20 protein-coding genes are annotated in these 18,632 nt (G+C 58.4%); 7 read left to right on the forward strand and 13 right to left on the reverse strand.

Annotation, left to right across the window (positions count from 1 at the left end; genetic code table 11):
• The first annotated feature begins 87 nt into the window (after positions 1–87).
• Complete coding sequence (locus NI000_RS23015; RefSeq protein WP_253413731.1) at positions 88–576, forward strand: effector binding domain-containing protein; 489 nt, start codon at positions 88–90, stop codon at positions 574–576.
• Between the two features lie 97 nt (positions 577–673).
• Here the strand turns inward: NI000_RS23015 and NI000_RS23020 are convergent, their stop codons facing one another.
• A complete protein-coding gene (locus NI000_RS23020) occupies positions 674–1,129 on the reverse strand; it encodes a hypothetical protein (protein ID WP_253413732.1) in 456 nt (151 codons plus the stop codon).
• A gap of 152 nt (positions 1,130–1,281) precedes the next feature.
• On the opposite strand from NI000_RS23020, the gene NI000_RS23025 reads away from it, so the two are divergent.
• The gene (locus NI000_RS23025; RefSeq protein WP_253413733.1) at positions 1,282–1,749 is read left to right on the forward strand and encodes a hypothetical protein; all 468 of its coding nucleotides are present in this window, start codon (positions 1,282–1,284) and stop codon (positions 1,747–1,749) included.
• 398 nt (positions 1,750–2,147) lie between these two features.
• On the forward strand, positions 2,148–4,529 hold the full coding sequence (locus NI000_RS23030) for a transglycosylase domain-containing protein (RefSeq protein WP_253413734.1): 2,382 nt from the start codon (positions 2,148–2,150) through the stop codon (positions 4,527–4,529).
• 79 nt (positions 4,530–4,608) lie between these two features.
• Here NI000_RS23030 and NI000_RS23035 read toward each other — a convergent pair whose 3' ends face one another.
• Both NI000_RS23035 and NI000_RS23040 read right to left on the reverse strand, forming a co-directional pair.
• The gene (locus tag NI000_RS23035; RefSeq protein ID WP_253413735.1) at positions 4,609–4,857 is read right to left on the reverse strand and encodes a hypothetical protein; all 249 of its coding nucleotides are present in this window, start codon (positions 4,855–4,857) and stop codon (positions 4,609–4,611) included.
• A 131-nt stretch (positions 4,858–4,988) separates the two neighbouring features.
• Positions 4,989–6,326 carry an MFS transporter gene (locus NI000_RS23040; RefSeq protein WP_253413736.1) on the reverse strand — a complete coding sequence of 446 codons (1,338 nt, stop codon included), beginning with the start codon at positions 6,324–6,326 and terminating at the stop codon, positions 4,989–4,991.
• Positions 6,327–6,523: 197 nt separating this feature from the next.
• On the opposite strand from NI000_RS23040, the gene NI000_RS23045 reads away from it, so the two are divergent.
• The gene (locus NI000_RS23045; protein ID WP_253413737.1) at positions 6,524–6,676 is read left to right on the forward strand and encodes a hypothetical protein; all 153 of its coding nucleotides are present in this window, start codon (positions 6,524–6,526) and stop codon (positions 6,674–6,676) included.
• 2 nt (positions 6,677–6,678) lie between these two features.
• Positions 6,679–6,843: a hypothetical protein gene (locus NI000_RS23050; RefSeq protein ID WP_253413738.1), complete on the forward strand. Its 165-nt coding sequence runs from the start codon at positions 6,679–6,681 to the stop codon at positions 6,841–6,843.
• A gap of 99 nt (positions 6,844–6,942) precedes the next feature.
• On the opposite strand, the gene NI000_RS23055 is transcribed toward NI000_RS23050, so the two are convergent.
• Both NI000_RS23055 and NI000_RS23060 read right to left on the reverse strand, forming a co-directional pair.
• Complete coding sequence (locus tag NI000_RS23055) at positions 6,943–7,944, reverse strand: hypothetical protein (protein ID WP_253413739.1); 1,002 nt, start codon at positions 7,942–7,944, stop codon at positions 6,943–6,945.
• 118 nt (positions 7,945–8,062) lie between these two features.
• Positions 8,063–8,596: a hypothetical protein gene (locus NI000_RS23060; protein WP_253413740.1), complete on the reverse strand. Its 534-nt coding sequence runs from the start codon at positions 8,594–8,596 to the stop codon at positions 8,063–8,065.
• 139 nt (positions 8,597–8,735) lie between these two features.
• Here NI000_RS23060 and NI000_RS23065 point away from each other — a divergent pair, with 139 nt between their 5' ends.
• Positions 8,736–8,885 (forward strand): hypothetical protein, encoded by a 150-nt coding sequence (locus tag NI000_RS23065; RefSeq protein WP_253413741.1) that lies wholly within the window; start codon positions 8,736–8,738, stop codon positions 8,883–8,885.
• A 17-nt stretch (positions 8,886–8,902) separates the two neighbouring features.
• Here NI000_RS23065 and NI000_RS23070 read toward each other — a convergent pair whose 3' ends face one another.
• The 8 genes from NI000_RS23070 to NI000_RS23105 form a co-directional block, all read right to left on the reverse strand.
• On the reverse strand, positions 8,903–9,433 hold the full coding sequence (locus tag NI000_RS23070; protein ID WP_253413742.1) for a DNA-deoxyinosine glycosylase: 531 nt from the start codon (positions 9,431–9,433) through the stop codon (positions 8,903–8,905).
• A 109-nt stretch (positions 9,434–9,542) separates the two neighbouring features.
• Positions 9,543–11,525, reverse strand: a complete 1,983-nt coding sequence (locus NI000_RS23075) for a methyl-accepting chemotaxis protein (protein WP_253413743.1) — start codon at positions 11,523–11,525, stop codon at positions 9,543–9,545.
• A 220-nt stretch (positions 11,526–11,745) separates the two neighbouring features.
• The gene (locus tag NI000_RS23080; protein WP_253413744.1) at positions 11,746–12,936 is read right to left on the reverse strand and encodes a class I SAM-dependent methyltransferase; all 1,191 of its coding nucleotides are present in this window, start codon (positions 12,934–12,936) and stop codon (positions 11,746–11,748) included.
• 28 nt (positions 12,937–12,964) lie between these two features.
• Complete coding sequence (locus tag NI000_RS23085) at positions 12,965–14,152, reverse strand: PQQ-dependent sugar dehydrogenase (protein WP_253413745.1); 1,188 nt, start codon at positions 14,150–14,152, stop codon at positions 12,965–12,967.
• A 90-nt stretch (positions 14,153–14,242) separates the two neighbouring features.
• Entirely contained in the window at positions 14,243–14,521 is a 279-nt protein-coding gene (locus NI000_RS23090) for a hypothetical protein (RefSeq protein WP_253413746.1), read from the reverse strand.
• Positions 14,522–14,714: 193 nt separating this feature from the next.
• On the reverse strand, positions 14,715–15,155 hold the full coding sequence (locus NI000_RS23095; protein WP_036688242.1) for a Dps family protein: 441 nt from the start codon (positions 15,153–15,155) through the stop codon (positions 14,715–14,717).
• A gap of 95 nt (positions 15,156–15,250) precedes the next feature.
• Positions 15,251–17,605 carry a PAS domain S-box protein gene (locus NI000_RS23100; protein WP_253413747.1) on the reverse strand — a complete coding sequence of 785 codons (2,355 nt, stop codon included), beginning with the start codon at positions 17,603–17,605 and terminating at the stop codon, positions 15,251–15,253.
• Between the two features lie 137 nt (positions 17,606–17,742).
• Positions 17,743–18,516, reverse strand: coding sequence for a sporulation protein (locus NI000_RS23105; RefSeq protein WP_253413748.1), 774 nt, complete (start codon positions 18,514–18,516; stop codon positions 17,743–17,745).
• Between NI000_RS23105 and NI000_RS36790 the strand changes: the two genes are divergently transcribed.
• Positions 18,509–18,631 (forward strand): hypothetical protein, encoded by a 123-nt coding sequence (locus NI000_RS36790; protein WP_301292645.1) that lies wholly within the window; start codon positions 18,509–18,511, stop codon positions 18,629–18,631. The genes NI000_RS23105 and NI000_RS36790 overlap by 8 nt on opposite strands.
• Position 18,632: the final 1 nt, after the last annotated feature.

Below are 18,632 nucleotides of genomic sequence, written 5' to 3' on the forward strand. Positions count from 1 at the left end.
TTGTCCTGGCTTTATCGCTCCATTATACCATGCGGGTTTTTCGTTGCAAAAAATGAAAATAACTTTAGGAAAAGAGGCGAACATCGTATGATCGAAAACGCGGCAAAGCTCCCGGAGATGGAGCCTGTTCTGGTGGAGCACAAGGAATTGAAGCTGATCGGCATCCCGTGCATCGGCCTGAACGACATGGGAGGCAAGTATCGGCACGCCAAAGAAGCGCTGCTGTCCTCCGCCAAGCATTTGCCCCATATCGTGAATCCTCAAATTCATTACGGCCTGTGGCCGCACGGACCATCGCAGAGCCATCCGGATACGCACGTATACATCCTTTGCACGGAGGTCGAATCGTACGACGGCATTCCCGAATGGTTCCTGCACCTGACCGTCCCGGCGCACCGGTGCGTCGTCGTGGCGAATAAGGACGGGAACTTCGAGGCGGCCGGTCAAGCGGTCGAAGCGTATTTGCGCGAAAAGGGACTTCAAACAAGCGTCGGCGACCGTACCTACACGATATGCGAACGATACAGCTACGAAGGCGAAGGATTCGCACGGTACTCGCTTCCGCTCGTCGATTAAAGCCGCCTGTTGAACCGAACGCCAGCCCCCTTGCGCCTGCCATGCGCTTCTCCTGCCGGACAAGCTCCGGAAAAGCGAATTTGGCCGCATGGGGGTTTTACCGCTCCGGCGGGCTTTGCGGCTTGGAACCCTCGGCGCGCGGCGCACCGGCAACCGCTGTGTGCGGCTTAGCGGAGCCTTTTTTGGTAAACAAAGTGAAAAAGCCGCTGTGCGTCGTTACATTCATCGTTTTACCGTCCTTGACAAAAACACGGAGGGCCCCCACCTGCTCCTCTTTGTCTTCCTTCCACCCCCACTTGCGAATCTCGCTCGCGTAGAAGTCGGGAATACTTTCCTTTTCTTCAATACCTTTCATGTTATAGCGGACATAGACGACTCCCGGATTGGAGAACGGAACGTCCGATTTGCGAGCCTCCGCCGGCACGGGAAACTGCTCGTCGATGCTGGAGCCGACAAAGCTATTGTTATTGGAAAACGCGTACCCGTACACCAGAGCTGATAAAGTCACCGACACCATAAGAAATAAAATAATTCGCAGCGATCTGCCGCGCATACCAACACCCCCGGTTCTTCAATACCTATTCGAAAAAGAATGACGATAAAGTGCCGTACAAAGTTTCAACCTGTCCGGAACTGTGTAATAAGTGGGTACACAGATGCGTCACGCCGTCCGGCGGAAAATAACGAATCGAGGAGTGTTGCCCTATGACCCGTAAAAAAACGCTGCCGTCGATCACCAAGCCCTTCTCCCACGTGCACGCTACGCTCAAAACGATGGGATTCACCGAACTGCCGTCCCGGGAAGGAAGCACGTACGAATTGACATTTCGTGATTCCGCTTCGCTGCAGGAATTTCCGTACCGTATCTATACGCACACACAGGAGAACGGCCAGACACGCGTTGACTTGAACGAGGCCGGCTTCGTTGCGCAGCAAAATATACCCGTTTCGGCAGCCGCCGCTGCCCAAGAGATGTTGGCGGAGCTTCAGCAATATATGGAATACGGCCCGGCCAAGACAAAGCCAACCGAATCGACGCCCATCGGCAAAGCGATGAACGGCAAGATGGCCAACAACGAGAAAGAGGTTCGACAGCTTGGCAAGGTGATGGCAAGCCTCCCAACGAATTCGCAGGTGATGGAAAAGGGCATGATGCCGGACCCTCTGCAATGAGATCGCCCGATAGCGGATTGCTTGGAGCTTCCTTCAGAGGCTCCTGAGCTTGTTGAGAAAGTGGTCAGTTAAGGTAATAGAGGTGTTACGAGAGGGTGGGGTACCTACTTCCGGTCGCTGTTGTCGGCGGGAAATTTTGATTAAAGCCGCTTACAGCGGATATTTCCCGCAGACAAAGGCGAACGCTATCGCTCCTCCAGTAGATACCCCACCTGCGTATTTATCTCTATTTTTATATTAGCCACATTCTCAACAACCTGTTGGAGCTTCCTTCGGAGGCTCCTTTTTTGCTTGTCCACCTGCCGAAACAAGGCGTCCGGCTCGAATATTATTAGCATTGATTATTTTGCGCTAAAGCGGCGAACATTCCGTGGCGACAAAAAGGGGGACCATCTGCCATGAGCTTATTCCGGATGTTTCGTTGGAGGCCGAAAGCAAAGCCTGGCACGGGCTCCTCGCCGAAACGCGAGGGGCAGTCGTATAGAGCCTCCGGCGGAGGAAGCCGCGCGGCGGACGAAGCGCGGCAGGCGGCCCGGTCCACGTGGCGCAGAGCCGGCAGTGCGGGGCAGGATGATCCGAGCCGCAGACAGGCGGCAGGCGATTTCCGCCCTGCGTCACGCGAGGCACGGGAGCCTGTACCGGGTGATGGTGGCGGAGCAGCGGCGCGGAAGGAACGGGCAAATGCGGCGACCGATAACCGTGCTGCGGCACGAGAGCCTGCGCCGGACAGCGGCGGTACGGCGGCGCGAGAGACGAAGAAGGCGCGCCGGTTACGGGGACGGCGGTGGCTGTGGACGGCAGGGCTGCTCTGTTTTGCGGCCGGGGCAGCCGGTCTTGGCGCTGCCGCCGTATGGGTACGCGGTCTGGACATCAGCAAGCTGGAGCATCCGCTCCCCGAGCCGAGCTTCGTCATGGACGCCGGGGGGAAGCCGGTATCGCAGCTGTCCTCCTCCCGAATCGTCCCGGTGCCGCTCGGCCAAATTCCGCTGGATTTGCGGAATGCCGTCGTTGCGGTAGAAGACCGGCGGTTTTACGATCATGCCGGCTTCGACGTGTGGTCGATCGGCCGCGCGCTGATCCGCGACTTGAAAGCCGGAGCGCTGGAGGAAGGCGGCAGCACGATCACGCAGCAGCTTGCCAAAAATTTGTTTCTCGACTCGGACAAATCGTTCAACCGCAAATTCAAGGAGCTCGGCTACGCGATAAAAATCAACTTTGCTTACAGCAAAGACGAAATTTTGGAGCTGTATCTGAACAGCATTTACTTCGGCGAAGGGCGCTGGGGCATCGAAGGGGCGGCGCAGCAATACTTCGGCAAATCCGTTCAGCAGCTGACGCTTGCCGAATCGGCCGTGCTGGCCGGTCTGCCCAAAGCTCCTTCGCTCTACTCTCCAGTGCGGCATCCGGACAAGGCGCTGGAGCGGCGAAATCTCGTGCTGTCGCTGATGAAGGAGCAGCATTTCATCAGCGCCGCCGCCTACGACAAGGCCGTCGCCGAGCCGATTGCGCTTAAGCCGAACAACGGAGAGTCGCTGAAGGGGCGGCACCCTTCCTATGTCGACTACGTCATGGACGAAGCCGAGAAGCTCTACGGCTTCACGGAGCAGCAGATTTTGACGCTCGGCCTGCGGATTCATACCGCGATGGACCTTAAGGTGCAGCAGGCGGCGGAAGAGGTGTACCGCATCGATGCGCTCTTCCCGCAAAGTCCTCCCGACCGCCTGGTGCAGAGCGGAGCGGTCGTTCTGGACCAGCGAACCGGCGGCATCCGCGCGATCGTCGGCGCGCGAGGGGATCAGACCTACCGCGGTTTCAACCGCGCCACCGAGCTGAAGCGGCAGCCCGGCTCGTCGTTTAAGCCGCTGGCGGTCTATGGGCCTGCGCTTGAGCTTGGCTATACGCCGGAGTCGATCTTGTATGACGGGCAGCTCGATATTTCCGGGTACCGTCCCAAGGATTGGGACGGACAGACGAGGGGGCAAGTCTCGCTTCGGGAGGCCGTGATGCGTTCGTGGAATATTCCGGCGGTCTGGCTGCTGAATGAAATCGGCATCGACGCCGGGATGAATTATGTGCGTAAGGCCGGGATCGCTCTGCCTTCGGCGGACCGCAACTTGAGCCTCGCGCTCGGCGGCTTGTCCGAAGGCGTCTCACCCTTGCAGATGGCGCAGGCGTACGGCGCCATAGCCAACGAGGGCGTGATGCAGAACGCCCACGCCATCACCAAAATTACGACCAAGGACGGCCTTACGCTCGTCGAGGCCAAGCCGCAGCCGACCAAGCTGACGGAGCCGGTCTATGCCTATACGCTGACAAGGCTGCTTCAAGAGACCGTCGCGCAGGGAACAGGGATAGCTGCCGCACTCAGCGGCCGTCCCGCCGCAGGCAAGACGGGGACGACGCAGCTGCCCGCAACGGCCGAATTCGAGGCGATCGGCCGGAACGGCGCTAAGGACGCCTGGTTCGTAGGCTTCACCCCCGAGCTGACGGCCGCCATCTGGCTTGGGTACGATCAGACGGATAAGACCCATTATTTGACGACATCCGGCGGAGCGGTGCCTGCTCAGCTGTTTCGGGAAATCATGACCCGAGCGCTGAAGGATGTCCCGGTGACGGATTTTCCGGTACCCGAAGAAGTGCGCCGGGCCATGGAGGAGGCGCAGCTGCGCTCACCGCTCGGAAGCGACGGACGCGCGCCGGAAACGGGGGAACCGCAGGAGCGCGGCGGCAAGCCGGAAACGCACCGTCCCGGCTGGTTAAGAAAAAAACAAGATAATTAAGCCCATTTTTTAGATGGATAAGTGCCCAATTCCTCCTCTCTGACATATGGTGGAGTATGTTCCAATCAGAGAGGAGAAATCAAATATGTCTCAAGAGACGATAATCGAAACTGAAACAGCGGGGGAGATCGACTACATCCGTCCGCATCATCCGCATCATTTCCCGCATCCCCACGGCTTCCATCCGCATGGCTTTCATCCGCATGGCTTCCATCCACATGTCTTCCACCCCCACGGATTCCATCCGTTTGGATTCCATCCGCACCACTTTCCGCATCATCATCCACATCACCATCATCATATGCATGGGCATCATTTTTACCATCATGCTCGCTGGGTACAAGATCCTTGGTCCGGCGAATGGTACCTCGACTAAAGAAAGACGACGTAACAACAAAGGACGGTTTGCATTAAGCAGACCGCCCTTTGTTCATTTCAACGGCTATCGCGCCGCCGCTCTTAAGCCCCGCTTCCGGAAATCGACACCGTACGGCGCGTAAACAGAAAAACAGTGGATACCAACGCGACCAAACTGACGATAAACCCGTACAGGAACAGCTGGTGGATGCCGGTCATAAAAGCCGGCGCCGACGTCAGAAGCGCGCCCATAATCGTAACTCCGGCCGCCGTGCCGATATTCCTCGAGAAGACCTGCAGCGACGTGGAAATCCCTTTTTGATCGGCGGCGACAAGCTGCTGCACCCCGATGACCGATACGGTATAGAGCAGCCCGTACGCCAGTCCTTGCACCACCATGATCGCATTGACGTACCAGAAGCCCCCTTGGTCCGGCAAAAACAGCAGCAGCAGCCCGGACAGCACCAGCAGTACGTTGCCGGTAAACAGCAGCGGCCGGTAGCCGTAGCGCAGCACCCATTTGCCGGCCGGGACGCCTACAAGAATCCATCCGACGGACATGCCGAGCAGCGACAGCCCGCTGACGAAAAGCGAGTAACCGTGCTGCTGCAAATAAAACGGAATGTAGCTGGACGTGCCGAACAGCGCCGCACACGTCAAGAAGCCGTTCAGGTTCATCCAGGCGACCGAGCCGTTCTTAAGCAGCGCCATCGGCATAATCGGTGAAGGATGCCTCCGCTCGTTATACACGAACAGCAGCAAAAACAACACACCGCCCGCCGTATACAGCAAAAAGCCCTCGCTCACCACCGTATTGAACAGCAGCAGCCCGATGCCGAGTCCGAACCAGAGGGCTCCCCAGTAGTTAATCCGGCTTTTGCGGGCCTCGTACACTTCCCGGTATGGCACAAGCAGCAGCAGCGACGCCAGACAAATCGGAATATTGATATAAAAAATCCACCGCCAGCTCAAATGCTCGATGAACAAGCTGCCGAGCAGCGGCGCCAGCACCGACGAGATGCCCCACATGCCCGTGAAGAACGCCTGGATTTTGCCCCGCGCTTCCACCGGGAATAAATCCCCGGCGATAATAGCCGGGAACGCAATCATCGCGCCCGCGCCGAGCCCTTGGAGCCCCCGGTACAGCACAAGCTGCAGCATGGTCACAGCCGTACCGCACAGTACGGACCCGAGCAAGAAGACCAAAATGCCGACCGACAGCACTTTTTTGCGTCCGAACAAATCCGAAAGCCTGCCGCTGAGCGGCGTCACGATCGTACATAAAATCATATAAGAAGCGAAGCTCCACGCATACAGCTTCACATCCCCGAGCTCCTCCGCGATCCGCGGCATCGTCGTATTCATGATCGTCGTATCCATCGACGAAATCAGCACGGCAAGCACGATGCTCGCCATCACGGCCAAGCGGTTCCATTTCATGCGGTTCCTTCCTCCTTCATCGTTTCACCGTGTTCCCGGAACAGTAGCTTCAATATAACACAGCGGCGTGATACCGAGCCATGTTTTTTGCGTTTTTTTCCAGCTCTGTTTCCATTGCCTTCCACGCATGCAGGGGTTTCCCGAAGGGAATTCTAACCGGGAAATCGATATTATCCCATACAGGAGGCCCAACGCCCGTGAAAATCGAAACGACCGATTACCAAATCGCCCCGCTTCTCGAGCAAGAAAAAGTCATCGATATCATTCAACAGACGGAAGCTCGATTAGCTGAACTGACCGGTAATCCGATTACGCTAATTGCCTATTCTAAGACGGAAGGAGAGAAGTAATTGTGACCGGCAAGAAAGAAGAGGCGCGGCGGCCCCACGAGCCGTCCATCGCCCCGGGCATGAATACGCACGATCCTTTGGAGGAAAAGGCGACAGAGGAAGAAGTGCGACGCGGAGACGCCACTCTCGTCTCCCGTTTGTATTTGGACCGGACTCCCGAGGACTAGAGCGGTTAGAGGAACGCGGAAAAAAAGCAGCCCGTCGGAGCGTTAATCATCTCCAGACGGGCTGCCGTTGTGTAGGCGGTGAAAGCGGAAGCCCTTCGATCAGTCGTCATCCTCATCGTCGTGCTTATCGCGGCTTTTCGCTTTTTCCTTTTCTTTCTCTTTCTCCTTATTCTTGCCTTTGCCATGCTCCTTGTCCGCTCCGTGACCGTTAGACTCCGGCTTCCCGGCCTGTAGGGGAGGCGTACGGACGACTTTGGCGTCTTCTTTCCACTTCACGTCGATCTTCCAATCCGGCGAATCGTCCTTGAGCTTAAACTGCGCCGCCAAGCGCTGCTTGAGCGCCTTCTCCCAAGCTTCTTTCTCCGAAGGCAGCCCCTGCATCAGCAGAAGAAGCAGTTGCTCCGCCTGCGCTCCGTTCAGATGAACGACCGCGCGATCTTTGGTTTGGATATAAACGTCGGCCTCATCGCCCTTGTCCGTCTGCTCCTGCTTTACCTTCAAAGCCAGCTCCCGGCTTTTCAACTCCAACGACAGCCGCTCCCAAGGCCAGCTCCCGTTTACCGCCGGCTTAGCCGGTTCCGCGGCAACCGCACGGTCAGCCGAAACCGAAGTCGAGGCCGCAGACGTATGCGCCGGACCGGCCGGCGGCACGGCGGACGTGCTGCCGGAAGGCGCAGGCGCGGCAGACCCCTGCGATGCGCCGGAGCCTTGCGCCGGCGCCGCGTTCGGCTCGGCGGCCGGCGGGGCCGGGCTCTGCGGCGCAGCGGTTTGTTCGGGTGCCGCCGCCTTAATGTAGGCGGCTTGATTTTTGCTGTTCAATATAATGTCCAGCGAATCGCCCGGCTTCAAATCGGTGATCGCCGCTTTCTGCAAATTGCGGTATACCCATACGTCCGCAGTCAGCGGATAAGTTTTTTCCGTTCCGTCGTAAGACACTTTGATTTGTTTGCTGCCGTCCGCCAAGCCGACGAACCGCCCTTTGGCTTCCGTCGATATTTCTGCCGATACGGGCGCATCGCCCACCCAAGTGACACCATAAACCAGTCCGCCCAAAAGCGCGGCTGCAATAACCCACACGACCGTTTTTTTAAGTTTCCCCATCGTTTCTCTCCCCCTGTAACAGGCCATGAAAGCTATCGCCCGCGGTTTTTCGAACAGAGTTCGATATAGGGTTCGGGCTTTCATGCCATTTTCAGGGGATGCGGACCCAACCAGGCCTTCAGACCAGGTCCCAACGGTTGGCATACGCTTGCAGCCGGGGATGCGTGGCCGGGCTTCCCTCCTCGCTCACGAACCAGCGGATTTTCTTGATCCACGTCTCGAACGACTCGTAGCCTGCGAGCAGCTCGGCTGTCGTCCCGGTCACCCAAACGAAATGGGGAGCGGCGTATTTCTCTTCCAGAAACCGGAAAGCAGTGTCTGCGGGAGTGTATTTCTTACGCTTGCCCTCGAACGGTTCGACGGCATAGTCGACATCCGTATCCGAAGCGGCGAGCAGCGCCTGCAGCGCTTCGACCCTTTGGTAGTAGGGAGCTACGGAACGCCGTTTCTCCATGCGCCGGACCGTCTCCTCGTGCAGCGGGTAAAACACCGCCTTGGCGATGCCGCGCCCGCTCGCCAGCGCAAGGACGCGTGCAAGCTCCTGCTCCGTGTAATCCTCGAACGCATCGTAAATCCATAAGCTTCCGCGGACCATATCGCGCCCATTCGGCGGTTCGTACCCGAACGGAACTTGGCTCGTCTGTCTTGCCATCCGGCATCTCCTCTCGTCGCTTGCAGAAATGGGTTTTCACTTAGTATGCCTTTCGGAAAAAGAGAATATTTTCCGGGCAGACTGCGCACGTTAAGCATGAACTGACGATATTAACCTTATCCCGAAAGGAGGAAACGGCATGTCGGAAAATAAAAAGCACGACGGCAATTACGAAAGCACGGCTTCGATGAAAGCCGAAAATCAAGATATGGAATTCGTCAACGATACGCTCAATCAGGTGAAAACGACGGTCAATCAGATCGGAGCCACCCAGAAAGAGAAGGAGTAATCCGGCTCGCTGTGCCGCTAGCCGCGTACGGCGAGCCAAGTCTCCCGCACAGGCTGCCATGCTTCCAGCTTGGCAGCCGGCGACATGGCCCGCGCCGGACTCGACGACGGCAGCAGCGTATAGCTCCTGCCGTCGTCCGCGGCCCCCTTCATGACCTGCCTGCGGTACAGGTCCGCCGCCGTGCTGCCGTTGAAGAAAACATAGCGGATGCCCGGATACGCCGCGTAGAACCGCGCGAAGTCGTTGGCCTCCGGGCGGCGAATCGCCGTGTCGAGACTGCCTTCGCGCTCGCAGGCCTCCAGCACGTCCCACAGCGCTACGCCGCGGGATAACGCAAAGCGAAGCCGCTCATCGTATGCCGCAGCCGGCTCCCCGCCGTCCAGCAGCGCGTAAAGAAGCGGCCAGAAGCCGTTGCGCGGATGGCCGTAATACTGCTGCGCCCGTAAGGACGCCTCCCCCGGCATCGATCCGAGAATCAGCAGCCGGCAGCGCTCATCCGCGACCGGCGGCAAGCCGGTCAAGCGGGGACGTTCCTTATCTGCTGCCATCGATGCATCGCCTCCCGTTCATTCGTTTCACACCCAAGTAGCCTCATTGTAGCACAGCCACTCCAACACAGACACACAGCGAAGCCAAAAGAAAAACCGCAGGACGCGGTTATATTTTGAACCGTCCTGCGGTTTGCTGAAGCTCGTCCGCCGCCTTCCGAAGCTGTTCGGCTTCCCCGGACGCCTGACCTGCAAGGTCGAGCTGACCGGCGGATGCCGTCGCCGCCCGCAGCGTCTGCTCCGAGGCGCTGCCTGCGATGCGTGCCATCTCCTCGATGCCGGCCGTCACCTCCTCGGTGCCGGCGGACAGTTGCTCGGAGGCGGCCGATATTTCCTGGATTTGTGCCGTGATGCCCTGCGCCATCGTCAAAATCCGCTCGAAGGCCGCGCCGGCCTGCCCGACTTCCCCGACACCTTTCTCCACCTCGCGGCCGCCCTTTGCCATCGCAGCTACCGCCGAAGCCATCGAGGCCTGTATGTCTTCGATCTGCTCCTGAATGCGCTGCGCCGACGCCTCGGACTGCTCGGCCAGCTTGCGCACCTCGCCGGCGACGACCGCAAAGCCTCGGCCGTGTTCTCCGGCCCGGGCCGCTTCGATCGCCGCGTTCAGCGCGAGCAGACCCGTCTGGGACGCGATGCCGGATATGGCGCCAGCCATCTCCTGCACCGACTGCATGCGGCCTTCCAGCTCCCTGATCGCTTGGCCGACCTGCTGCGCCGACTGACGCATCGTCCCCATCTGCTCCATGGCTCCAACCGAAGTGCGGTTGCCTGCTTCGGCCTCCTGCACCATCGCGAGCGACGCCTCCGTGACGTGGGCCGACGCCTCGGCGATGCGCTGAATGCCCGCCGCCATCTCCTCCATTGCCTTGGCGCTGTCCCCGGCGCTGACGGCTTGGCTTTCGGCGCCCGCCGCCAGTTCGTCCAGCGTATGCGCAATCGCCTCCGAAGCTTCGCGGGATTGCACGGCATGCGCCGCCAGCTGGTGCGAGCCGTCCGTTACCCGAAGGGAAAGAGCATGCATTCCCTTCATCATTTGCTGCAAGTGGGCGATAAACCGGTTGATCTCCCCGGAAAGCCGGCCCATCTCGTCCTTGCCTTTTACGGCAAGGCGATAGGTCAAATCCGCTTCCTGCGAGTTGAGATTGGCCGTCGCATCCAGCACCGCCTGAAGCTTGCGGGCGACGGAAAACTTCGACAGCACGAACAGCAGGCCAAGCACAACAAGCAGCACGATCAGAAGCTCTGCGGCGACCGTGAGCTGCTGCTGGGCGATCAGCGCGTCCGATTTTTCCTTATTGAGCGCAACGCGAACCGCCCCCCAATGCTTGCCCTCGAAGAAAAGCGGGTAAGACATGTCCCACGTCTCGACGACCCGTCCTTCCACGCTTCGCGGGTATTTTTGCAGCAGCACATCGGAAGTGTCCTTGTACGCCGCGGCCGCATAGCCCGTTGGGTCGTTAAATACGCGATTGGCTCGGTATTTCTGGCTAAGCCGCCCCTCCGCTCCCCAGCGGTCCTTCGAAGACTCGCCTTGCGGGCTGTAGCTGCTGTTGTGCGTCGCGATGAAGCCGACCGCGTCCGGATTCGCCGAGTAGGCGATCGGAACGGCGAACACGATCTGCGGGTCGGTCAAAAATCCGTCGACCAGCGCCTGCCACCGCTCGTCCGTATAAGCGCCGTAAGCGCTCGTATATTTCAGCTCGTATTGCGCGAGCGGGATGTCTTGGCCGTCGAATCGTTTCTGCTTCGCCGAAGCGTATTCCTTATCCTTCGACCGCTTCTCCGCTTCCTCGCGGCTCGCGGCGATAGGCTCCAGCCGGTCGTCGAACAATCGGGTCCGAAGTTCTTCGCCGGACAGCTTCGTGCCGTCTTGCAGCGTCACCCCGGTACGCAGATCCGACTCGGTCAGGCTCTGCAAGCTTTTGGATAACGATATGGCCATCGTCCGTCCTTTGTCGAACAACGAAGCTTCCGCATGGCGGCGAATGATGCTGCTTTGATAAGCGAACACCACACCCATTAAGAGCAGGAGCACCAGGCTGCTGTACACCATAAATCGGCCCGTTAACGAATGAAGTGGATTTCTCATGATACAAGCACCTCGGTTCTCAGTTTTTTTACAATCCATGGTTGGAACCATATTCCAATTGGACATTAACCTCCATTGTACTACGGAAACTAGGAGAAAAGTTTCACAAGAAGCGAAGAAGTTTTGTCGAATTTTAGGACATATGCATGGAAAAGGACAAAAAAAGAGAGAAAGCCCCACTTATGTCATGGGACTCCCTCTCTAATTAAAATTTACAGCTTCAGCCAAGGTCCAGCTTATCCTGCAACGCCCGTTCCAAGTATGGCTCCGCCTGCAGGAAATTCCGGAATCCTTGGTACTCCTCCGCCAACTTGACCCGTTCGGCGGGTTTCGGCGGTTGGCCGCTGCGAACCGCCCGGATTAAAATATTTTTCGGCGTATGCTCCAGGTCGATAAATTCAAGCAGCTGCGTCTTGTAGCCGACCAGCTCGAGCAGCTTCGCCCGGATCGCATCCGTGGCCAGCGCGGAAAACCGTTCCTTCAAAATGCCGTGCTGCAGCAGCGGGCCGAGCACGTCGCTTCGCACCTGCCGGAACAGCTCATGCTGGCAGCAAGGCACGGACAAGATGACCGAAGCGCCCCAGCGGACCGCCTTCTCCAGCGCCGCATCGGTCGCCGTATCGCAGGCATGCAGCGTCACGACCATGTCGACCTGCCGCAGCTCGTCATACTTGGCGATGTCGCCGACAAGGAACCGCAGCCCGTCATAGCCGAGCTTCTCCGCAAGCGCGCTGCAGTGCCGGATCACATCCTCCTTGAGATCAAGGCCGACGACGCGCAGGTCGAAGCCCTGCATCTCCTTCAGAAAATGATACATCGCAAACGTCAAATACGATTTGCCGCAGCCGAAATCGACGATGGTGAGCGTCCGATCCTTCGGCAAATGCGGCAAAATATCGGCGATCATTTCGACAAACCGGTTGATTTGGCGGAACTTGTCGTATTTGGGGGCAAGCACCTTCCCCTGTGCGTTCATAATTCCGAGCTCGATCAAAAAAGGAACGGGAACGCCTTCCTCCAGCACGTAGTTCTTTTTCCGGTTATGGACAGGCGCTCCGCCCACTGCTTGCTTGGTCGACGGCTTGCGAAGGACGCCGATCTTGCCCTTCTTGCTGATCAGCACCTGATAGTCCGCTTCGCCCGTCTGCAGCAGCCCTTGCCGGAACTGCTCGGCAAGCATCGCGTTCAGCTTCGCCTCCGCCGCTTCCGGCGCCAAATTCTCATGCAGCACCTTCGGCCCGCAGAAGGAGCTGAATTGATAATTCAAAGCCCCCTTGAGCTGTACGGGCTTCACCGTCACCTTCGTGCAGCCGTCCGGATCGCTTCGCCGCACCTGGCTCAGCGTCGCTTGGATCAGCGTCCCTTCCTGAAACAATCGGCCCGTCAATTCCGTCAATTCCCGCTCTTGCATCCCGCTTCACGTTCTCCAATCCGTTAGTTCATGATTTAAATTCCGGTATCAACCGGATGATTTTATCGTCGTCCTTCTGCGGCTGGCCGCGGCCGTCCCGGTTGTTCGTCAGCACATAGAGCGAACCGTCCGGCGCTTCCGCCACCGTCCGGAGCCGGCCCAACTCGCCGGCGAGCAGCGGCTCGACGGAATGGGCGCTCTTGCCGTCTTGCGCCAGCACGATGTGCAGCACCTGCGTCCCGCGCAGATTGGCGACCAGCAGGTGGCCTTTCCACGGTCCGCGGCTGACGAAGGTCATGCCCGACGGCGCCCACGTGACGTCGCGGCTGTGCACGACCGGCGCTCTTAGCGGTCCCAGCCCTTTTTTCCCGGTATCGGCCGGCTTGATCTCGGTCTCGTCGCCTTCGACGAGAGGCCAACCGTAGTTGGCCCCGGCCTCGATGAGATTGATCTCGTCGTGAGCCGTCTGGCCGTGCTCGGAGCTGTACAGCCGCTTCGTCTCCGGATGCCAGGCAAGCCCTTGAGGGTTGCGGTGGCCGAGGCTGTAGACCGGCGAGCCGGGGAACGGATTGTCCGGCGGCACGGAGCCGTCTTTGGCGATGCGGAATATTTTGCCGGCGAACTTGGCCGCATCTTGAGCAGCCGGGCGGTCGTCGGCATCTCCGTTCGTAATATACAGCACGCCGTCCGGCCCGAACTTCACCCGCCCGCCGTCGTGAATCCGGTTGCCCGGCAGGTTATCCAGCAGCACTTGGTCGAGAACGGCTTTCCCGCCCTGCTCCTTCAGGCGGACAACCCGATTGACCGGCCGTTCGTCTTGGACGTACGTATGATAGGCATAAATATAGCCGTTGCGTGCAAATTGCGGATCGAGCGCGAAGCCAAGCAGCCCCGCTTCCCCCTGCTTGTACAAACTGCCGTTCACTTGAAACACCGGCTCCGCGATCAGCTTCCCCTTGTCGATGACGCGCAGCGCACCGCCGCGCTCGGTAAAGAAAATACGGCCATCCGGCGCAAAATCGATTTCCCACGGCACGGCCAATCCTGCAGCTACGGTTTCCCGATTATAAGGAAAGGCAGCTTTGGACGCTTCGCCCGGAGACGGGGCGGAAGGTGCCGTGCCCGAAGCAGGGGCTGCCTGACGCTCCTCCTCGCAGCCGGCAAGCAGCAGCGCAAGAAGCAGTCCCGCTGCGGTACGCAAAATCGTTCGATTCATAGGGCCAGAGCCTCCATCCCTTTTCATCCCATTATACCCAAACGGCGCAAGGAAAAGCGACCTGTCCGAACCATATTTCATTCTGCTGCTTTATTTATTGTGGAACCACGCGACAAGCAATGCGGCAAAAGCAATGAGCAGATTGATCCAGCCGGGGTAGAGCTGCTTGTTGAGCAGCCGCTCTTTTTCAATCCGTTCGAGACGTTCGTCGCGTGCACGCAGCATCTCGTTCAATTCCATTCGGGATATATAGTTACCATGCCACTTATCCAGCTTTTCTTCCATGCGCGTGACGGCGACTTCGATATTCTCGAGCCGGGTTTCAACCTTCGTTAACCGTTCCCCGTCTTTATACGAATTCGCGTTCATTGTTTTTGTCACTCCTTTGCTGGGCAGCGCCGCGAGCGGTCTGCCGACTGGGTTCCGCTCTACAGTATATGCGACAAGCCTCCCCGCCGAAGCGACGATTACACAGCGGCTGCGGGTAATCAGGCCTCAATTTACAAAAAAAGGCACGGCTTCCTGCGCCATCCGCAAGTCGCCATGCCCCCGGTCCGGGACGCTATTTTCCCAAAAACGATTCCAGCATCCAAACGTGCTTCTCCAGCTCGCTGTGGATCGCAAGCAGCATATCGCCGGTCGTCTCGTCGTCCGCCGCTTCGGCAATCGCCATCCCTTCCTTCAGCTCCCCAATCAGCGTTCCGAAGTCGTTGGCGATGGAACGGACCATCTGCTCGGCATTCTCGCTGCCGGAAGCTTCGTGCAGGGTCGTTTTCTCCAAAATTTCTTTCATGGTGGCGACCGGCTGCCCTTTGAGCGCCAGCAGTCGCTCGGCCAAATTGTCCACGTGAAGGGCCGCCTCGTTATACAGCTCTTCAAATTTCGCATGCAGGGTGAAAAATTGCGGCCCCTTCACATACCAATGGTAATTATGGAGCTTGATGAACAGCAGGCTCCAGTTCGCTATCTGGGTATTCAGCACTTCCGTTAAGCTTTTGGACATGGGTCGTTCCTCCTTGGATCGCGTTCTTTTCCAGCTTATCCCTAGTTAATATGAAAAACTGAAGCCGCTTTTATACATACCACCGAAGGAACTGGCTAGGGGGCATTCGCGGCGATGGGCTCAGCCGGTACCGCAAACCGGACATAGAATGCCGTGCCCTCCGGTCCGGTCTGCCACGTCAGCTTCGCTCCGTGCCGGGCAGCAATACTGAAGCAGACCGCCAGACCGAGCCCCGTCCCCCGCTCCTTCGTCGTAAAGAACGGCGTCCCGACCTTGGCCAGCACGTCCTTGTCCATGCCGTGGCCCTGGTCGCTGACCTCCAGCACGACCTCCGACTCTTCCGTGTAGGTGGCGATTTCGAGCCGTCCTCCGGCGTCCATCGCTTCGAGCCCGTTCAGCGCGAGATTCAATACCATCTGCCGGATCTCCTTCTCGTCGAGCTCCAGCTCGGGACACGATTCGAGCCGCAGGTGAAGCTGTTTATCGGCCAGCGTCGCCTCCGCTTGAATGAGCGGACCGATGGCCTCGATCACCTGAGCCAGATTTTGCGGGCGGCGGTCGGTGGTCTTGTTTTTGGCCAGCGCCAAAAACTCGCTGATAATCCCGTTGGCGCGGTTCAGCTCCTCCACCATGACGTCGATAATGTCCTTGGGCGGAAGGGTTTTCTTCGCGCGCATCAGTTGGAGAAAGCCGCGGACGGTCGTCATCGGATTGCGGATTTCATGCGCGATACCTGCCGCCATCTCCCCGATCATATGCAGCCGGTCCAGCCGCGCAATCTCCCTCTCCAGCGCCACCCGGTCCGTAATATCCGTAATGACCGCCAGCACACACGGCACATCCGGCGTCTCAATGATCTCCGTGGACAACAGCCCCGTCCGCCGCTCGCCCGCCTTCGTCACATACTGTACCTTCACGTCCGTCACCGTATCGGCGAAATCCACGGGGACCGTCTCGACCAGCCCTTCGTCCGAGATGAGCGTCATCTGCAAATTGGCGGTTCCCGACGTCATTTCTTCATACGTATATCCCGTATGCTTCATCCAGCTCTCGTTGACGTCGAGATACGTCCGGCCGCTTAACGACTGAATCGCCATCAGACAGGGCGTCGCCTGAAAAATCGTATAAAACCGCTCCTGCGATTCCCGGGCATCCTGCTCCATGCGCCGCCGCTCGTTCGTATCCTGAATATATAAGCTGATGCCGAGCGACGACGGGAAAGCCCGTACCTCGACCCAGCTATCCGTCAGATTCGAATAAAATTCCGCTCGCTGCGGCGCTTGCTCCAAGGCTGCGCGCAGAAACAAATCGTAGCACTTCGAGCGCTCCACCGGCGCATAATCCCAGAACGGCCGGCCGAGCGCCTGCTCCTTCACGATGCGGAGGCGCTGCTCGGCCGAACGGTTCATGTAGACGATCGCCCCGTCGTGGTCAAGCGCGTAAAACGCGTCCGTGATGCTCTCCAAAATATCGTTGATCCGGTCATACGACCGCAGCAGCTGCTCGGTTACCTGATGCCGGCGCCGGATTTCCGCCTGAAGCCTTCCGTTGGCTTCGCGCAGCGCATACGTGCGCTGCTCTACGGCTTGCTCCATGCGAATATATTGCATTTTGCGTTCGGTCACGTCGCGAACCGAGCAGACGTAAATCGGCCGGTCGCCGATACAGGCGCTTCCGATCTGCAGCTCGGCGGGGAACGTCCCGCCGTTGCGGCGCACGGCCGTAACGTCCGTCGCTTCCCTCGTGCCGCAATCCGGCAGCAGGGAGCCGCTTTCCCCCGAGCCGAACAGCCGCTCGGTGTACGGCACCACCAGCCACACGGGCTTCCCGATCAGCTCTTCCGGGCCGTACCTGAACAGCGGTCGCACGGCAGGATTGGCCGACAGGATCGTTCCTTCCGCATCGACGGTCAAGAAAGCATCGGTCGACGTCTCGCTGATGGCCCGGGCCATCGCTTCCATCCGCCGAAGCTTATCCGTATTGTCCAGAAGCCGGGCATGCGCCTGCTCCAGGTCGATCGTGCGCCGGGTGATCAGCTCCTTTTGCGCCTTAAGCTGCTCCCGGTCCCGGTAGATGCTTGCGAACTGCTTGACCTTTACTTTTAATACAACCGGCTGCACGGGCTTGAATATAAAATCGATCGCTCCGATTTCATAGCCTCGTACCATGTGCTCCGTCGCTTGACTGAGCGCCGTAACGAAGATTACGGGAATCGACCTGTACCGCTCTTGCGATTTCAGCATGCGAACGGTTTCAAAGCCGTTCATTCCCGGCATTTCAATATCCATCAGAATCAAGGCGAAAGACTCCTGCATCACTTGCCGCAGCGCTTCCTCTCCGGAATTGGCGGTGGCGATGCGATAATCGGGAGATTGCAGTATGGAAGACATAGCGAGCAAATGTTCCGGCCGATCGTCGACAATCAGTATATTCACTTGCGGTTCAGCCATATGTATACTCTCCTAGGGTCCGGTTATTATCCTATATCCTTACATTTTTCGCTAGCCGGACATTCTTCTCCTGCTTGCCGCCGCGAAAAAAAAGAAGCCCGTTTCCCGAGGGAACGGACTTCCTGGTAAGTATACGATTAAGTATAACGCGAAATGAGGTCATGCAGCTGCCCTGCAACGATTGTCGAGCCCCGGCGCAGCTCGCTGCCCGGAATGGTCAAGCGGACGAAGCTTTCGTCCAGCCCCAGTTGTTCTTCGAATTTTCCCTTGAAGCCCCGGGCGCGGCGGTCGATCTGCAGAAACAGCTCCAGATCGTTTCCTCTTGGGAAATAAAGCACTTCGAGCTCGTCGAGCGCGCCGCGGAAATTCGTCGTCGGCACGTACTCGAACTCCTGCACGAACGGCAGCGGCCCGCCCAAGTTTGGCGAGTAGTCGTTGGAGACTTCGCGCAGACGGAAGCCGAGCTCATTCAGCGCCTCCATCACGGTAGCCACGTTCGGGCCGGCAACGATGTCGATCTGGTCCCGGTCCCTCGGATCGATCGCCATGTCGATATCGAGTCCCGTTTCCAGCCAGACCGGCGTGTTCTGCAGCGACAGCGGAGCGTTTTCCGGGATCGCCAGCGTAAATGCGACCTCCCGGCCCTCGCCCGCCCGCAGCAGGAAGCCGTCGGTGATGTGGTACTTGGCAATCTCCGCGGTATAGGTCATTTTCTTATCGTTTTCTTCCTTCAAGTACTCCGTCTTCAAATACATATAGATGCTTTCGATCTGCTGATCCAATTGACCGCCTTGAATATGCATGACTCCGCTAATCGTCTCCCCTGGTGAAACCCGCGGATGATCCAGCCTCGTATCCACCTTCGCCGAACCGATTCCTACACTTGCAAGCACTTTCTTAAATATGGACATCGTCTTTGCCTCCCGCTTGAAGTATGCCAAAGTTATTTGTAGCTCTGCGGTTTCAATACGCGGCACAGTGCCGGGCGGTTTCGCCCGGAACGCCATGCCGGCGAAGCTTGAATAAA

It is taken from the genome of Paenibacillus tyrphae, from assembly GCF_024158745.1.
GTDB lineage: Bacteria > Bacillota > Bacilli > Paenibacillales > NBRC-103111 > Paenibacillus_G > Paenibacillus_G tyrfis_A.

What these genes read in the sequence shown, in the direction of transcription:
- NI000_RS23080 (WP_253413744.1), bottom strand. Translation starts at nt 12,936, where the DNA reads ATGCAAGAGCGGGAATTGACGGAATTGACGGGCCGATTGTTTCAGGAA.
- NI000_RS36790 (WP_301292645.1), top strand. Translation starts at nt 18,509, where the DNA reads ATGGACATCGTCTTTGCCTCCCGCTTGAAGTATGCCAAAGTTATTTGT.
- NI000_RS23065 (WP_253413741.1), top strand. Translation starts at nt 8,736, where the DNA reads ATGTCGGAAAATAAAAAGCACGACGGCAATTACGAAAGCACGGCTTCG.
- NI000_RS23030 (WP_253413734.1), top strand. Translation starts at nt 2,148, where the DNA reads ATGAGCTTATTCCGGATGTTTCGTTGGAGGCCGAAAGCAAAGCCTGGC.
- NI000_RS23055 (WP_253413739.1), bottom strand. Translation starts at nt 7,944, where the DNA reads ATGGGGAAACTTAAAAAAACGGTCGTGTGGGTTATTGCAGCCGCGCTT.
- NI000_RS23020 (WP_253413732.1), bottom strand. Translation starts at nt 1,129, where the DNA reads ATGCGCGGCAGATCGCTGCGAATTATTTTATTTCTTATGGTGTCGGTG.
- NI000_RS23060 (WP_253413740.1), bottom strand. Translation starts at nt 8,596, where the DNA reads ATGGCAAGACAGACGAGCCAAGTTCCGTTCGGGTACGAACCGCCGAAT.
- NI000_RS23075 (WP_253413743.1), bottom strand. Translation starts at nt 11,525, where the DNA reads ATGAGAAATCCACTTCATTCGTTAACGGGCCGATTTATGGTGTACAGC.
- NI000_RS23025 (WP_253413733.1), top strand. Translation starts at nt 1,282, where the DNA reads ATGACCCGTAAAAAAACGCTGCCGTCGATCACCAAGCCCTTCTCCCAC.
- NI000_RS23095 (WP_036688242.1), bottom strand. Translation starts at nt 15,155, where the DNA reads ATGTCCAAAAGCTTAACGGAAGTGCTGAATACCCAGATAGCGAACTGG.
- NI000_RS23040 (WP_253413736.1), bottom strand. Translation starts at nt 6,326, where the DNA reads ATGAAATGGAACCGCTTGGCCGTGATGGCGAGCATCGTGCTTGCCGTG.
- NI000_RS23085 (WP_253413745.1), bottom strand. Translation starts at nt 14,152, where the DNA reads ATGAATCGAACGATTTTGCGTACCGCAGCGGGACTGCTTCTTGCGCTG.
- NI000_RS23035 (WP_253413735.1), bottom strand. Translation starts at nt 4,857, where the DNA reads ATGATGGTAAAAATGATGCCCATGCATATGATGATGGTGATGTGGATG.
- NI000_RS23105 (WP_253413748.1), bottom strand. Translation starts at nt 18,516, where the DNA reads ATGTCCATATTTAAGAAAGTGCTTGCAAGTGTAGGAATCGGTTCGGCG.
- NI000_RS23100 (WP_253413747.1), bottom strand. Translation starts at nt 17,605, where the DNA reads ATGGCTGAACCGCAAGTGAATATACTGATTGTCGACGATCGGCCGGAA.
- NI000_RS23090 (WP_253413746.1), bottom strand. Translation starts at nt 14,521, where the DNA reads ATGAACGCGAATTCGTATAAAGACGGGGAACGGTTAACGAAGGTTGAA.
- NI000_RS23070 (WP_253413742.1), bottom strand. Translation starts at nt 9,433, where the DNA reads ATGGCAGCAGATAAGGAACGTCCCCGCTTGACCGGCTTGCCGCCGGTC.
- NI000_RS23015 (WP_253413731.1), top strand. Translation starts at nt 88, where the DNA reads ATGATCGAAAACGCGGCAAAGCTCCCGGAGATGGAGCCTGTTCTGGTG.